The sequence below is a fragment of the Streptomyces smaragdinus genome (genome assembly GCF_009604385.1).
GTDB classification, from domain to species: Bacteria; Actinomycetota; Actinomycetes; order Streptomycetales; family Streptomycetaceae; genus Streptomyces; species Streptomyces smaragdinus.
Window position 1 is genome coordinate 273,875 of sequence record NZ_WEGJ01000002.1, and the last position, 13,552, is coordinate 287,426.

The window sequence follows — 13,552 nt, forward strand, 5'->3', positions numbered from 1 at the left end:
GCAGGCCAAGGGCATGGCGGCACGGCGCCCTCGCGGTTCGTGATTCCGAGGGCTGGTGTGGGCTGAACCCACAGGTGTCAGTCCTGCTGCGAGGGGATAGGCACGCAGGTTCAGGTTCTGTTTGGATGTCGCCGTGATCGAACTCATAGTGGCTTTCGCCGCCGCCGGCGTCGTTGGCTGGCTTGTCCGCCGGAAGGCTGAGCAGCGAGCAGAGAGCGCGGCCCAGGGCGAGTCGATCAGCCTTCCCTGTCTGGTCAGGCGGCCGGATCATGGGCGCGGATGGACACGCGGGCGAATGGTCGTCGGCCCAGCGGCCATGAAGTGGGAGCCTCGGGGGCGGGCCCTGGTGTCTGAGCTGCCGAACGGGTTGCGGCAGGTGGGGATGCGTTCGCCCTCATGGCGCGAGGCCCTCAGGATCAACGCGCGCAACACGATCGTCGAGTGCGCCTCCAACGACGGGGATGTGTGGCTCGCGGTGATGCCCAACGAGCTGGAGCATCTGACGACGGCGCTGAACCGGGCGGTGTAGCCCAAGACCCGCCGGCCCGGACGACCCGCCCGCGTCAGCTGCGCATGGGGGGCGGCATCGGCTCATCCTCGCTGCCCGCGCAGGCGACGACGTCCGTGGCCGCCGTGGCCTGCTGGAGGAGGCTGTAGAGCTGTTCGCGCTGCTCGAAGGTGAGCGCGGCGAGCACCTCGTCCTCGACCGCGGCCAGGGCGAACTCCGCCTTGGCCAGCTTCTTCACGCCCGCGTCCGTGAGGTCCACGACGTGCCGGCGGCGGTCCTGCGGTGAGCGGCGGCGTTCGATCAGGTGGTCGGCTTCGAGGTCGTTGAGCAGGCCGACGAGGTTGGTGCTGTCGATACCCAGCGTGGCCGCCAGTGCTTGCTGGGTGCTGCTCCCGTGGTCGCGCAGGACGGTGAGCGTGACCAGGTGGCGCGTGCGCAGGCCCAGTGGCGCCAGCACCGTCTCGGACCGCGTCCGCACCCGGCGGGCCAGGTGGTCGAGCAGGGCGCCGCTCTGATGGGGCGGCTGGTTGAGGACGGGTAGCGAAGCCATGTCCCGAGTATACGAGCACTCACCAATCGCCTGTTGGTTGCCAGTCGCTTCTGTGTTACAAATGATTTGCGCTACACAAACGATTTGGCGCCGACGCTGGTCGTCTCGACGGCCACGCCGCACACGACTGCACAAAGGACTGACCGACGATGAGCACAGAAGTGAAGCTGAGTGACGAGCTCGCCGAGGTGCACCACCTGCTGACCACCGTGGGTGACTACCTGCCCGTGGACGAGCGGCCCGAGATGGAGCGGTTCCGCGAAGCCGGCCGGAAGTGGAGCGGGCAGTTCCCGGTTCCCGACGAGGCCGTGGTCACCCAGGCGCAGGGCTTCCCGGGTCTGACGGTGACGACTCCGGCGTCGCGGGCCGATCGGGTGCTGCTGTACTTCTACGGCGGCGGCTACAACGCCGGCGAGCCCTACATCTACCGCGGCCTGGCGGCCAGGCTGGCCACCGCGGCCGGCGCCGTGGTCCACCTGCTGGACTACCCGCGCGCCCCGGAGAACCGGTTCCCGGCCGCGCTCGACTCGGCGCTGGCCGCGTACAAGTCGCTGCTCGCCACGGTGGGTGCGGACCGGATCGCGGTGGGCGGCGACTCGGCGGGCGGCGGCCTGACGCTGGCGCTGCTGCTGAAGCTGAAGGCGGAAGGTATCGCCCTGCCCGCGGCCGTGGTGCCGATCTCTCCGTGGACCGATATGACCGTATCGGCGCCGTCCTACACCGAACTCGCGGACCGGGACCCGTTCGTCTCGGCCGCCATGCTCCAGGGGTTCGCCGCCGGGTACCTCGTCGACCACGATCCGCGTGATCCCCTGGTGTCCCCCCTGTTCGGCGACCTCGCCGGACTCTCACCGATCCACATAGAGGTGGGCACCGAAGAGACCATGATCGACGATTCGCGCCGGTTCCACGAGAAGGCCCTCGCGGCCGGAAACTCCTCGGAACTCGTCGTCGTCGAGGGTGCTCCGCACATGTTGCAGCTGTTCGCGGGCATTGCGCCCGAGGCCGCGGAATCGGTCGAGCGCATCGGCTCCTTCGTCCGCAAGCACATCGGCTGACCTCCGCCCCGGACGTACTGCTCCCGCCCGAGACGACCACCCCTCACGGGAGACGGCACCGGCTGTCTCCCGCGGGGGAGCGGGACGTCACTGCCGGTGGGTGCGGCCGGCGTGTCGAAGCACAACAGGAGGGCGGTCATCACGACCGCCACGGTGACGACCTGTGCTTCGGCCCATTCGTCACCCCGCACGGCCGGGACCCTCGACGGGTGGCGATCCTGGCGGGTGCACTCCCAACAAGTGGGCATGGAGCTGGTGACCTTTGAGGATCACTTCTGCCGGCTTCCTCGATGCCTGGACACGGATCAGCTGGGCCGCCGCCCGCACCGAGCGCGTCCATCTGCCGGGGAACGTCACCGACCTGCCGATGCCCCTTCCCTGCCCCGACGGCACACGCGCCACCGTGGTCCACCCCAACGCTGCGGGCCACGCCAACACCGCCGAGCAGGTCGAGACCGCGATCCGCGCCGCGCTGCAGGAAACCTGACCGACCACACCCGGCCCACGTTCCCGGACCCGTCCCCGGGCCCGGGAACGGGCGCCGTCGTTCGAACGTGAGCGTGGCGACGCGATCGCGCAGCCGCCGGGATCTGCCTGCAGGTGGATTCACTGCTCGCCGCCCAGGCCGAGGACCTCGGCCAGCACACCCTGGACGTACGGCTGAAGGGCGGGTCACCGAAGAAGAAGCCCGTACCCTCATACGTAAACGACGCCCTGATGACCCATCCCGCACCCGCGCAAGCCGCCCTCCGCAACTCGCTCCACCTGGAGTGGACCCAAGCGACCGACTGCACCGGCATCAGCGGATTCGCTCCAGCCGGAGACCGCTGGGTGTGCCCGTTTCGGGTCAACGACGCCGGGCGCCGGAATGCCTTGGAGCCGGCTAGGACAGCACCCACCGCGGCAGGTGTCCGGGATCGGCCGTGCAAGTGAAGACGTGCAGGTCCCGGCCCCGGCCAAAGCGAAGGCGCGTCGGTTGCGCAAGGGACGGTCCGCCGCGGATCGAGTCCATTCCCCGCAGGGACGGGTCGCGGTCTTCCAGCGGCACCCAGCTGTGTGAGTCGGGGTCCATCTCCTCGCCTCCGGCTGTCAGCAGCAGCTGCATCGGCGTCGCGCAGGACTCGCAGTCGACGGTCATCGGGCCCGTCGACGCCCAGCTGGGATAGCCGCCGACCCGCCAGCCGGGTGGGATCGACAGGTCTCCCTGGTAACTGGGGGTTCCGGGACCAATTTCCGCCGCTTGAGCGTCGTCCCACGCGTCGATGCTGGCGATCAGGGCGGCCGGCAGTGTGTCGTCCTCCGCCCAGGGATAGGTGTCCACCACTTCGGGATGCAGGACGCATGGTTCGGGGAGTTCGTCGTCCCAGCGCAGCATCGGCACTTCGGGTGAGGCGGTGAGGAACCGCTCCGCGTTCTCGGCGTCCGCGGACCGCCACCACCGAAGACGGTAGTGGCGCTCCAGGTACGGGCCGTGGGTGAGCGGGCAGCGGAAGAGCTGCACCAGGTCCGCGCCGTCGGGTCCGGCGGCCAGGCCCGGGACGTCCCGACGGAAGAACTGGGCGAGTCCCATGAACGGGACGGGTCCGGCCTCCCCGAGTGTTCCGTCGGCGGGCCACGGCCGGTTCGGCGGCCAGGCGTCCTCGGCCCGGGCGCTGCGGATCTCGTCCGGCACGCACCCCTCGGCCTCCCGCCGGTGGGGCTCGCTGCAGACCAGCCAGGGCTCGTCCTCCGGCCACAGCATCGGCCCGCCGACGTGGCTGTCGTGCATGCCGGGCCGCCCTGGCCTGGGGTGCAGTCGCGTGGTCTGGCCCCGAAAGGCGGCGAGGTCCGGGAAGACGGCTTCCACGGAGACCGGCCTGGCCGGCGTGGTCCTGGTCATGCACAGACCGTGCGCGGCCGAGAGGACGCCAGGCGAACGGGGGCGCCGTCGCGGTGATCCAGCGTGTATCCACCGGTAACGCTCAGGACCTGGGCGAAGACGCCGGACAGGCCCGGTATCCGCTGGAGCACCAGGAACGCGTCCCCCGCCCCGCCGATCCGCCGTCCGTCGTACGCATCGGCATCGCGCCCCTCCGGAACGCCCTGCGCCCGCAGCACGTCGAGCAGCGCCGTGTTCCGAGGCAAGTTCGGCAGTACTGTCATGCCTCGATACGCTACTCACCGTTCAGGAGCAGGGGCAGCGGTGATGCTCGTGTCCCGCAGCCCCGTTCCCCACCCCACCACCCCAGCCATGGCCGGAGCGTTTCAGCACGCCTGCTCTGAACGGACCCGGGACCGGCGGACGGCCGACGTCATGCAGGGACGTCGAGCGGCGGGTGCTCGAGCACGCGCGGCTTGTACTCGACCAGTTGGGTGCGTCCGTCGAAGGTGCGGTGGTCGGTCATCTCGAGGGCGATGTCCGGGTAGCCGTCGTAGATGCGCTCTTCGCCCGTGGCCCCCGTGATGACCGGGAACATCACGACGCGGAAGCGGTCGACGAGTCCGGCTCGCAGCAGTGAGCGGCACAGGCTGAGGCTGCCGATCGTGCTGAGGAGCCCCGAGCCGTTCGACTTCATTGCGCGGACCGCCTCGACGGCGTCGTCGCGGACGAGCGTGGAGTTGGCCCACGTCAGTGGCGCCTCGAGCGAGGAGGAGAACACCACCTTGGACGCTTGCGTGAGCTCGTCCACGGACGCCTCTTCCTCGGGCCTGAACTCGTCCTGGCCGCTCGGGATCTCGCCTGCGGCGAAGCCCGACATCAAGCGGTACGTGTTCGCTCCCATCAGGTAGGTGACCTCGGGCTGCTCGCCGAGCCAGGCGAGGTACTCCGGGCCCTCGAGGCCCCAGAACCCGGGCCAGCCCTCTCCCGATGCGTAGCCGTCGAGGGAGGTGATGAAGTCGACGAGAAGCTCCGACATGACGTTGTCCTTTCGTGGGGTCTCATGAGCTTGGACCGACCGGGCGCCGCAAACTCATCGGCCACGCCGTGGGGCAACGAGAAACCCATGACGCTGCAGCCGATCCCGTCGGCGGAGCAGCACTGCTTCGGAGGGGGCGGGGGAGACCGCCCCCTCCCACCTTCTGACGTTCCTCTCGCGCTGCCCATCCGCAGCCGTCCTTTGTCGGTGGCAGCGGCTAGTGTCCTGGCACGCCATCGACAGGGGCCAGGTGGACACGCAGGTTGAGTGGTCAGAGATCCGAGAGCGTGTGATCGCGACGGTGAGGGCCAAGGCGATGCGTCAGGTACGCAGCCGAAGGGCTGTCAGCTACCCGATTTTCGAGCCGGTCCTGACGGGCTCCGAGATCGCCGAGGTCGAGGCGCAATACGGTGTCGGTCTCCCCGAGGATTACCGCACGTTCCTCGCCGAGGTCGGGGCGGGCGGGCCCGGCCCGGACATTGAGCTGACCTCACTGTGCCGGGTTGACGGGAAATGGGCGTGGGTCTGGGACGATGTCCCCGTGCGTCCGGACGTGAGCGGGCCGTTCGTGGAGACGGAAGACTGGCCCGACAAGCAGATCGCGACCCTTCGCGCCGCCGGGCACGAGCCCACCAGGCGTGACGAGGACGAGGACTACCTCCACGACTACGTCACAGCCTTCGGCCCGCAGGGTGAGCACATCTGGTTCACGGAGCGCGAGCGCGGTGCGGTCCAGATCAGCGACAACGGCTGCGGCATGACCGACTGACTCATACTGGTCGGCCCGCACCGGGGCGAGCTCCGCTTCCGGAACTGTACGGTCAACCCGCCGTTCGAGCCGTACATCGACGCGTGGGGGAGACCCCACAGCTTCCGCAGCCGCTACCTCGAATGGCTGGAGCACCGCGAGAACGAGTACCGGTGAGCGCCCGGATCGAGCGCCGGAAAGGCGCCATGCCTGACGCTGGCAGGACTGGCCATAGGGCAGGTCACAGCCCGCGCAGCGCTTCATGCAGATCGTCGGAGGCGCACCGGAGGTCGCGCTTCCTTCGTCGTTGAGGCTGCCCATGTACCAGCTCACGCCGCGGGCAGTAGCCGAAGACATCCATCCACGACATGACCCCGCCGCACAGCAGCGAGGCCGACGAAACTCACGCGGAGATCTCCGGGGCTCCTGGCAGTCTGGAGGCATGGCCCCCCTCGACGAGCAAGAACTGAGCACCGCAGTCCAGCGCGCCGTATCGCCGGAATGGTCCGTTCGCGGGGCGGCTGGGCGGCAGCTCGCAGGTTCGAACAAGATCGAGGAAGTGGCGGACGTCATCCACAGTCTTCTCCTGGACGCCCAAGACACCTGGGTCATCCAGGAAACGGCCGAGGCATTGCTCGAACGCAAGGACACCATCGGCCTGCGCTACGTCCTGCTGGCCTATGGCCAGGCGGGCACCAACGACGCCGTGGACCATCTCGGCGCCGCCCTGGACTGCAACCCCGAATGGATGACGCCCCAAGGCGTGGACCGGCTGATCAAGCAGTACCGAGAGCTGGCAACGGACCCGGACGCCGGAGTCCGCAACGAAGCCCGGCAGATCCTGGCGAAGCTCCGGCCGCGCGAGGAATGGGCGCGTGACTAGAGGGTACGGCCTGGCATCATGAGGCCGGCCTCGCGCGTAGTCGTCACCAGACCCTCCGCAAGACACCGGCGATGCGCACCGACCTATCGGACGAGACGGTCGGAATCCTCGCCGCCGACGAAAGCTTCGAGGTGCGCCTGTTCGTGTGCGAACGCCAGCCGAACGCTCCCGGCGTACTGCCGGCGGACGTCGCCGCCGGCAGGAAGAGCTACAGCCGCTGGGACATGCTCGCCCACAGGAACTTCCCCGCCGACGCCGCCACCGCCCTCGCCCGCTCCGATGACCCGGACGACCGGGTTGTTGCCGCGGCACATCCCGGGCTGCCGGCCGAAACGATCGAAGCTCTGCCGGCCGACGACGCCGACTGCATACGACGCCAGGCGGCGACCAACCCCTCGATCCCCGTCGACCGGCTGATCACTCTCCTCGGAGCCGACGAGTCCGCCGTCGTGTCCGGGGCGGCCGCGAACCGGACAATTCCCGTCGCGATGATGCACCAGGTGCTCGAGCAAGCCGGGCTGTGAGAGCGTGACGCTCGTCCACGCGATCCCCCGCTCCAAGCGAAACCATTCCTGACCAGCCGAAATAAACAAACCACGCTAGGCCGTGATACGGGCCCTCAGGCCGAGGCCGGTGTACGGGACAGAGCGGTACGCAGCGCGAAGACGCCGAGCAAGCCGCCCGACGCGAACCGCTGAGCGGTCATCACGCGGGGCCGGGCAGCCAGAAACCCCGATACCCGCGCCGCGCCCAGCATGACCAGAGCGTTCACGAAGATCCCGACCATGATCTGAACCCCACCGAGCTGGAGCAGCTGCGCCCAGTCCGGACCCGCCTGCGGATCCATGAACTGAGGCAGAAGGGCGGCGTACATGAGGGCGATCTTGGGGTTGAGCAAGTTGGTCAGGAGCCCCATCGAGAACAGACGGGCGTCGGAGACCGGAGGCAGGTCCTGGGCCGGGGCGAAGGGCGAGCGGCCACCGGGCTTGAGCATGCCCCAGGCCAGGTAGGCGAGGTAGGCGGCCCCGGCGAGCTTGATCACCGTGAAGGCCAGCGGTACGGCGGCAAACAGCGCGGACATCCCCGCGGCTGCGGCCACCAGGTAGCACACGAACCCCACGGCGGTCCCGCTCAGGCTGACCAGGCCCGCCCTGCGGCCTTGAGTGACCGCACGGGAAGCAAGGTGGATCATGTTCGGTCCCGGGGTCAGGGCCATGCCCAGTTCGACCAGGGCCACTCCCCCCGCTGTGGGCAGACTGATCACCAGTCGACTCCTGATCGTTTGCCGGATACCTGGTTTCCGGAGCTATGGGTCCCGGCTATAGCGGGCGTCTGCGACGCGTCGGCACTGCTCACATCGCTCCGCCTCAGGATACGGCCCTGCCGCTCGGCTCCTCCGGGCGCCTGTCTCCGGCCGGCAGGAGACAGCAGCGACTGCAGCCGACGCGCCATGGCCCACATCCCGGGCGTGACCACGGCCGTAAGGTCGTCGTCGTGGAGGTGGGTCGTCGTGCAGACCAAGGCGATCCGCGGGCCGCTGTTTTGTCCGGATTCCGGCGAAATTAGATGTGCGGCTTGTGTGGCTTCTATCGGAATTGTTCACTTTGGCTCCGAAGTGGGCTACGTACCCGATGTCGGCCTCGTCGTCGAACTCGTTACGGGCCATATGCCGTGGCGTACAGGTTGGCGCTGACGGCGGCGTCAGCCAGCTGCCGGAGCGGCGGGAGGAGCAGAGCGCGCCGAGGAAATCGGGCGATCAACTCGGACAGCTCGCGCACCGCTGCATCGTCGCATTACCCGGCTGACGCGCACTCACAGGGGGCGCCGAAGAGGTCGATCACGGACCGAGGCAATCCGACGAGGCGGAGTTCCCTTGAGCGGAACCGCGCCCATCCGACTTACGCGCTGGTCCCGGGCGAGCGTCGGCGGGCGAGAACGAGGCTGGTCAGCGCCGTGATCGCCATCGCTCCGATGCCGACCACCGCCGCGGTGGTGTAGGCGCCGTCGTCGGGGAAGAGGTGGCCGGGGTCGGTGCCCGTGGTGAGGATCAGGCCGCCGATCGCGCTGCCCAGGGAGTAGCCGACGCTGCGGACGACGTAGTTGAAGCTCATCGCGCTCGACGTCTCGCTCTTGGGCGTGACGGCCAGGATCACGCCGGGCATCGCGGCCGAGAAGCCGCCGACGCCCAGGCCGAGGACGCCCATGGCCACGAACAGTTCGGCCAGGTTCGAGCGGGCCGCCGCGAACAGGGCGAATCCGCCGCCGACCACGACGGCACTGCCGGCCAGGAGCAGGGGGCCGGAGATCCGTGAACGGATTCGCGGCGTGAGCTTGCCGGCGACGAATCCCAGCACCGAGAACGGGATGAGGACCAGCCCGGCGACGAAGGTCGTCAGCCCGAAGCCGTAGCCGGCGCCGTGCGGTGTCTGCGCGTACCGGGTGATGAGCGTGAGCAGGAGGTACATGCCGATGCCGCCGACGAACATGGCGATGTTCGCCCCGGCGACCGCCGGGTGCCGTACGGCCCGTACGTCGACCAGGGGTGTGGTGCTGCGGAGCTCGATGACGGCCCAGGCGCAGAGCAGTACGACCGCGGCGACGGCGAGGCCCGACGCCACGGCGGGGTGTTGGCTCCACAGGTGCTGTTCGCCGGCGAGATATAGCACCAGGAGCAGCGCGGCGGCCAGGACGACCGCGCCTGTCACGTCCACGTGGGCCGAGCGGCCCTCGGGGGCTTCGGGCATGGAGCGCCAGGCGGTCAGGAGCGCGGCGGCGGTGACGGCCAGGCCGAGGCCGTAGGTGGTTCGTACGCCGCCGTATTCGGCGAGCAGTGCGGCCAGTGGGTAGCCGACGCCGGCGCCGATGATCGAGACCACCGAGATCAGGGCGATCACGGTCGCGCTGCGTTCTTCGGGGAGGTGGTCGCGGGCTACGCCCATCATGAGCGCCGTCAGGCCGAGTCCGATGCCCTGGGCCGCTCTGCCGGCGAGGAGCCAGGCGAACGGTAGTGGCAGGACGGTGAGTGCGCTGCCGGCGACGACGATCGCCAGCGTGGCGAGGATCGTGGCCCGTCGGTACGGGCCGGCTCCGAGCCGGCCGAGGACGGGTGTGGCGACGGCGCCGCTGAGCAGCGCGATGGTCAGGGTCCACTGGGCGCTGCCGAGTGAGACGTGGAACGAGGTCGCCACGCTGGTGATGAGCGGTGTCCCGAGGCTGGCGACCGCTGCCACGACCAGGGCGATGAATATGAGGGCGGGGACCAGTAGTCGCGCCTCGGGACGCGCCGTCCGGGGCGTTTTTGCCGCGGCGGCGCCGGCCGGTTGCCCAGTCACTGCTTGGGCCGTTCGCGGTCCTGGTTCTCGAGGTCTGCGAGATGCTTCAGCGCCGGGAGGGCCGCCGCCAGCGCCTCGACCTCGTCGCCGGTGAGCTCGCCGATCAGCCGCTCGAACGCGTGGACGCCCGCCTGGTGCCGTGTCCGGACGTACGAGGCGCCGGCCTCGGTCAGGCAGACGAGCGTGACCCGCTTGTCGGACGGGTCGCCCCGCCGCTCGACCAGGCCGGATTCCTCCATCACGCGGACCAGGGCGGTCATCGCGGGCTGGGTGACGCCCTCGACCGCGGCCAGGTCGGTGATGCGTCGCGGGCCGGTCCGGGCCAGGGTGGCGAGGGTGGCGGCGGACGTGAGGCTCATGTCACGGGGGAGGCGTCTGGCGGCTCTGGTGGCGAGGCTGTAGAGGGCTGCTCCGATGGCGGTGGATGCGCCGGGAGTGGTGTCTTGGCGGCTCATACTCGAAGCATAGCAGTTTTATATTCATGACTTATGTAAATGGTCGACCGGTGCGGCCTCGACGGCGTCCGGGTCGTCGCCAGGCGGAGTCCCGCTCGAGGACGGAGTCGGCTCCCGTCATGCATGGGGCGTCTCCTGACACCGCTGGTCAAGCCCCAGTTGTGGACGTTCTTCTGCTGCGGGACGCCCCAGAAGCCCTGCCCTCGGAAGGGCACCTGTCGGTGGGGCATGTCACACTGCGTGGCCGGTACGGAAGCGCGATCGAACGGGGACATCATGCTGAACATCTGGATCACGACCGAGTTCGGGGAGGAGGCCTATCGTCCGACGGAGGAGACACTGCGGGAGTTGGCTGCGACGGTGGGTGGCAGCGGGGGACCGTTCCTGTACATGATCCGCCTCGGTTTCACCGAGGAGTACACGTTCTATATGCACGGCAAGGACGCCGGTTTCTCCCTGTCCCACGGCGACGGGATCAGCGAGCGGTCCTCGGGCAAGGCGCCTGTCGACCTGGCGACCGCGGTCCGGGTCATGGTGGGCTGGGCACGGCAGAACTCCGGCTGGGACGAGGGCGTTGACTGGGTGCAGCACCGGTCCGCCCCCGCGGGCGAGCCGGTGCCGGATCTCCCGGCGGACGTCCGGGAGGACATCGAGGGCCATGTCCGGGAGATGTTGCGCGCAGGGTTCGTGAGCCGACGTCACGTGGCCGGGTACGTGGAAGAGCGGGTGCCCGGCGCTGTGTCGGCGGCCCAGGCGCAGGAGATCGCGACCCGGCTGTGGGACGAGCGCCTCGCCGAGCAGGCGAGCTGGGCGGGTATGACCGACGCGGAGCGGATCCGGGACCTTTTCATCGCCTTCAACGACCTGGGCATCGTCGCCCGCGAGAACTTCTCCTGCTGCCGCGAGTGCGGGCTCTCCGAGATTCGCGACAAGTCCAAGCCGACTTCGCGGGGGTTCCTGTTCTTCCACACTCAGGCGACGGAGCGAGTCGTCGACACCGGTCGGCTCACCCTCTACTTCGGCAGCCTCGACAATTACAGCAGCCTGGACAACAACGGCGGCTGGGAGGTGGTCGACGGCTCCGACGAGGCCACCACGGCGATCGGCCACGAGATCACCGCGGCGATACGCGCGGCGGGACTCACGGTCGACTGGAACGGCTCGCCGGATGCGGCGATCGAGGTGGAGGGCCTGGACTGGCGCAAGCGCCTGCCTTTCTGAGACCGGTCCGGATGGTGTACGCCACGCGCCGACGGACGCCGCTCAAGGCGCGTCGTCAGGGCGGAGCCGCCCCGTCCGGGACGTCGGGCAACCGGATGAGGGCGAGGCCGTCGATCCGGGAGCGCCCGAAATCGCTGCCGCAGGCCGGGCATCCGCTCACGATGCGGTGCCGGGCGAGGTTGTGCCCCAGGACGGGAATCGCCGCCTCGGGGCGCAGCACCTCGAACCCGGCGCCGCAGACGAAGCAGCGGTGCCGGGCGCGCTCGGCGAGTACGACGCCCGCCAGGTCCTCCGGCGTTCCCACGGTGTCCCCGGTCAGGTCGGGCAGTACGCCGTCCTCGGGCCATACGGCGATGTACGGGGCGTCCGGCCGCTGCGGACCGAGGCAGTGACGCAGGAGCGCCGGCCGGAACCTGGCGCCGAACCGCGAGGGAATCCCGGCGAGGCCGCCGAGGGCCGCGGGAAGTTCCCCGTCGCCGAACACCCGGAGCTCGCCCCAGGCCCGGCAGCCACAGCGTGCGGCTGCCGGGGCCGGGGTCCCGGCTCATGTCGTACCGAACCGGAAGACCTGGTCGGGCCAGTCGGTGCCGGGTGTTTCGTCGTCGAGCGCCTCGCTGATCGTCCGTTCTTCGTAGCTGAAGTGGGACTCCATGATCGCCGCCAGTCCGTCGAGCTCACGCCCGATCGCCTCCAGGGCGGGGCCACGCGATTCGGTGGCCCTGTCGGCGAGTTCACGCACCCGGGACAGGATCGAGGCGATCATTCCATGGTCTTCGACGAGCTTCGCGACCGTCGTCGTGAGGTCCGGGCGCTCGCGCAGCAGCTGCGCGAACATCCCGTCGTCCTCGCCCTGGTGGTGCGTCGTCAGCGCGGTGCAAAAGGCCAGGCAGTGGGTGACGAGTACGTCGTCGCTCAGCTTGCGGTGTCCGACGCTCGTCCTGATGTCGTTGATCTGCCGACGCAGTTCTTGATGTGCTTGTGCGAGCTGCAGGCTCAGGGCGACTGCACGCTCACCGTTGGGGGAAGCCACAGGTGGCGGTCCCTTCGGTTCCACACCTCCATGCCTGGCGCAGTCCGCCACCGACACGCGATGCTGCCGAAATTGGATCATGCAACGCGGCGGTATGGCAAGGGCGGTGCCCGGGCCGCGCCCAGTGGCGCTCAGATGGTTTCACCGGTCGGCGCGATGCGGGCGAGCGCGCCGATCTCGAGCGCGGTCCACAGGGCGCCGTCGGGGCCGACGGTGATGCCGTGGGGCTCGGAGGCGGGGGTGGGCAGGTCGTACGTCGTGATGGAGCCGTCGGGGGTGATGGTGCCGATGCGGTTGCCGCCCCATTCCGTGAACCATGCCGTGCCCTGCCCGTCGACGGTGACGGCGTGCGGGCGTGCGGTGCGGTCGGGCAGCGGGAATTCGGTGATCCGGCCGTCGGGGGTGATCCGCCCGATCCGGTCCGCCCGGTACTCGGTGAACCACAGGGCGCCGTCCGGCCCCGTGGTGAGGGCGTAGGGTCCGGCCGTGCGGTCGGACACCGGGTGTTCTTTGATGGTCACAGGTGCTTCTCCTGGGCGTGTTCGGTGGCGATACGGGCGATGTCGGCCGGAGTCCCGGCCATGATGGTGCGGGCGTGTTCGGTGACCAGGTCGGCGGGCCAGTCCCGCCACGCGGCGCGGCGCAGCAGTCCGGCGTCGGCGTCGTCGAAGCACTGCCGGATCGGCCGGGCCGGGTTGCCGCCGACGATCGTGTACGGCGGGACGTCGGCGGTGACCACCGCCCCGGCCGCGATGATGGCGCCGTCGCCGATCCGTGTGCCGGGCATGACGGTCGCACCGTAGCCGAACCAGACGTCGTTGCTGACGACCGTGTCGCCGCGGCTGGGCATGGCGGTGACGATGTCCAGGG

General features: G+C 69.6%; 18 protein-coding genes and 1 pseudogene. 8 read left to right on the plus strand and 11 right to left on the minus strand.

Annotated features, from left to right (window positions below; all coding sequences use genetic code 11):
- The first annotated feature begins 382 nt into the window (after positions 1-382).
- Complete coding sequence (locus SRB5_RS36250) at positions 383-529, plus strand: hypothetical protein (RefSeq protein WP_228389780.1); 147 nt, start codon at positions 383-385, stop codon at positions 527-529.
- Between the two features lie 34 nt (positions 530-563).
- Here the strand turns inward: SRB5_RS36250 and SRB5_RS04785 are convergent, their stop codons facing one another.
- On the minus strand, positions 564-1,058 hold the full coding sequence (locus tag SRB5_RS04785) for a MarR family winged helix-turn-helix transcriptional regulator (protein WP_153450154.1): 495 nt from the start codon (positions 1,056-1,058) through the stop codon (positions 564-566).
- A 149-nt stretch (positions 1,059-1,207) separates the two neighbouring features.
- On the opposite strand from SRB5_RS04785, the gene SRB5_RS04790 reads away from it, so the two are divergent.
- Together SRB5_RS04790 and SRB5_RS04795 are read left to right on the plus strand one after the other, a co-directional pair.
- Positions 1,208-2,116 carry an alpha/beta hydrolase fold domain-containing protein gene (locus SRB5_RS04790; RefSeq protein WP_153450155.1) on the plus strand — a complete coding sequence of 303 codons (909 nt, stop codon included), beginning with the start codon at positions 1,208-1,210 and terminating at the stop codon, positions 2,114-2,116.
- Positions 2,117-2,378: 262 nt separating this feature from the next.
- Positions 2,379-2,603, plus strand: a complete 225-nt coding sequence (locus tag SRB5_RS04795; RefSeq protein WP_153450156.1) for a hypothetical protein — start codon at positions 2,379-2,381, stop codon at positions 2,601-2,603.
- A gap of 396 nt (positions 2,604-2,999) precedes the next feature.
- On the opposite strand, the gene SRB5_RS04800 is transcribed toward SRB5_RS04795, so the two are convergent.
- The 3 genes from SRB5_RS04800 to SRB5_RS04810 form a co-directional block, all read right to left on the minus strand.
- Entirely contained in the window at positions 3,000-3,995 is a 996-nt protein-coding gene (locus tag SRB5_RS04800; RefSeq protein WP_153450157.1) for a hypothetical protein, read from the minus strand.
- Positions 3,992-4,258 carry a hypothetical protein gene (locus tag SRB5_RS04805; protein WP_153450158.1) on the minus strand — a complete coding sequence of 89 codons (267 nt, stop codon included), beginning with the start codon at positions 4,256-4,258 and terminating at the stop codon, positions 3,992-3,994. Before SRB5_RS04805 ends, SRB5_RS04800 begins: the two co-directional genes overlap by 4 nt.
- Positions 4,259-4,407: 149 nt before the next feature.
- Positions 4,408-5,013, minus strand: coding sequence for a dihydrofolate reductase family protein (locus SRB5_RS04810; protein ID WP_153450159.1), 606 nt, complete (start codon positions 5,011-5,013; stop codon positions 4,408-4,410).
- Positions 5,014-5,302: 289 nt separating this feature from the next.
- Between SRB5_RS04810 and SRB5_RS04815 the strand changes: the two genes are divergently transcribed.
- From SRB5_RS04815 to SRB5_RS04825, 3 genes are all read left to right on the plus strand, one after another.
- Positions 5,303-5,782 carry an SMI1/KNR4 family protein gene (locus tag SRB5_RS04815; RefSeq protein ID WP_194292827.1) on the plus strand — a complete coding sequence of 160 codons (480 nt, stop codon included), beginning with the start codon at positions 5,303-5,305 and terminating at the stop codon, positions 5,780-5,782.
- 421 nt (positions 5,783-6,203) lie between these two features.
- The gene (locus SRB5_RS04820; protein WP_153450161.1) at positions 6,204-6,644 is read left to right on the plus strand and encodes a hypothetical protein; all 441 of its coding nucleotides are present in this window, start codon (positions 6,204-6,206) and stop codon (positions 6,642-6,644) included.
- Between the two features lie 71 nt (positions 6,645-6,715).
- On the plus strand, positions 6,716-7,168 hold the full coding sequence (locus SRB5_RS04825; protein WP_228389781.1) for a hypothetical protein: 453 nt from the start codon (positions 6,716-6,718) through the stop codon (positions 7,166-7,168).
- Between the two features lie 95 nt (positions 7,169-7,263).
- Here SRB5_RS04825 and SRB5_RS04830 read toward each other — a convergent pair whose 3' ends face one another.
- Positions 7,264-7,908 (minus strand): LysE family translocator, encoded by a 645-nt coding sequence (locus SRB5_RS04830; RefSeq protein ID WP_323377052.1) that lies wholly within the window; start codon positions 7,906-7,908, stop codon positions 7,264-7,266.
- 246 nt (positions 7,909-8,154) lie between these two features.
- Between SRB5_RS04830 and SRB5_RS04835 the strand changes: the two genes are divergently transcribed.
- On the plus strand, positions 8,155-8,337 hold the full coding sequence (locus tag SRB5_RS04835; protein WP_153450162.1) for a hypothetical protein: 183 nt from the start codon (positions 8,155-8,157) through the stop codon (positions 8,335-8,337).
- Between the two features lie 205 nt (positions 8,338-8,542).
- Here SRB5_RS04835 and SRB5_RS04840 read toward each other — a convergent pair whose 3' ends face one another.
- Together SRB5_RS04840 and SRB5_RS04845 are read right to left on the minus strand one after the other, a co-directional pair.
- Positions 8,543-9,976, minus strand: a complete 1,434-nt coding sequence (locus SRB5_RS04840; RefSeq protein ID WP_323377054.1) for an MFS transporter — start codon at positions 9,974-9,976, stop codon at positions 8,543-8,545.
- Positions 9,973-10,431 (minus strand): MarR family winged helix-turn-helix transcriptional regulator, encoded by a 459-nt coding sequence (locus tag SRB5_RS04845; protein ID WP_228389782.1) that lies wholly within the window; start codon positions 10,429-10,431, stop codon positions 9,973-9,975. Before SRB5_RS04845 ends, SRB5_RS04840 begins: the two co-directional genes overlap by 4 nt.
- A 276-nt stretch (positions 10,432-10,707) precedes the next feature.
- On the opposite strand from SRB5_RS04845, the gene SRB5_RS04850 reads away from it, so the two are divergent.
- Complete coding sequence (locus SRB5_RS04850) at positions 10,708-11,652, plus strand: DUF6891 domain-containing protein (RefSeq protein ID WP_153450163.1); 945 nt, start codon at positions 10,708-10,710, stop codon at positions 11,650-11,652.
- A gap of 55 nt (positions 11,653-11,707) precedes the next feature.
- Here SRB5_RS04850 and SRB5_RS04855 read toward each other — a convergent pair whose 3' ends face one another.
- The 4 genes and pseudogenes from SRB5_RS04855 to SRB5_RS04870 form a co-directional block, all read right to left on the minus strand.
- Positions 11,708-12,136 carry a hypothetical protein gene (locus SRB5_RS04855; protein WP_153450164.1) on the minus strand — a complete coding sequence of 143 codons (429 nt, stop codon included), beginning with the start codon at positions 12,134-12,136 and terminating at the stop codon, positions 11,708-11,710.
- Between the two features lie 60 nt (positions 12,137-12,196).
- Complete coding sequence (locus tag SRB5_RS04860) at positions 12,197-12,682, minus strand: hemerythrin domain-containing protein (protein WP_323377055.1); 486 nt, start codon at positions 12,680-12,682, stop codon at positions 12,197-12,199.
- A 131-nt stretch (positions 12,683-12,813) separates the two neighbouring features.
- Positions 12,814-13,203: a Vgb family protein gene (locus tag SRB5_RS04865; RefSeq protein ID WP_407703877.1), complete on the minus strand. Its 390-nt coding sequence runs from the start codon at positions 13,201-13,203 to the stop codon at positions 12,814-12,816.
- Positions 13,200-13,529 (minus strand): annotated as a pseudogene (locus SRB5_RS04870) (CatB-related O-acetyltransferase); the annotation flags it as partial. The gene SRB5_RS04865 and the pseudogene SRB5_RS04870, both read right to left, overlap by 4 nt.
- Positions 13,530-13,552: the final 23 nt, after the last annotated feature.

Bases quoted from the DNA above. Each gene is read 5' to 3' on its own strand.
- SRB5_RS04825 (WP_228389781.1), top strand. From the start codon at position 6,716: ATGCGCACCGACCTATCGGACGAGACGGTCGGAATCCTCGCCGCCGAC.
- SRB5_RS04805 (WP_153450158.1), bottom strand. From the start codon at position 4,258: ATGACAGTACTGCCGAACTTGCCTCGGAACACGGCGCTGCTCGACGTG.
- SRB5_RS04845 (WP_228389782.1), bottom strand. From the start codon at position 10,431: ATGAGCCGCCAAGACACCACTCCCGGCGCATCCACCGCCATCGGAGCA.
- SRB5_RS04810 (WP_153450159.1), bottom strand. From the start codon at position 5,013: ATGTCGGAGCTTCTCGTCGACTTCATCACCTCCCTCGACGGCTACGCA.
- SRB5_RS36250 (WP_228389780.1), top strand. From the start codon at position 383: ATGCGTTCGCCCTCATGGCGCGAGGCCCTCAGGATCAACGCGCGCAAC.
- SRB5_RS04850 (WP_153450163.1), top strand. From the start codon at position 10,708: ATGCTGAACATCTGGATCACGACCGAGTTCGGGGAGGAGGCCTATCGT.
- SRB5_RS04790 (WP_153450155.1), top strand. From the start codon at position 1,208: ATGAGCACAGAAGTGAAGCTGAGTGACGAGCTCGCCGAGGTGCACCAC.
- SRB5_RS04785 (WP_153450154.1), bottom strand. From the start codon at position 1,058: ATGGCTTCGCTACCCGTCCTCAACCAGCCGCCCCATCAGAGCGGCGCC.
- SRB5_RS04820 (WP_153450161.1), top strand. From the start codon at position 6,204: ATGGCCCCCCTCGACGAGCAAGAACTGAGCACCGCAGTCCAGCGCGCC.
- SRB5_RS04800 (WP_153450157.1), bottom strand. From the start codon at position 3,995: ATGACCAGGACCACGCCGGCCAGGCCGGTCTCCGTGGAAGCCGTCTTC.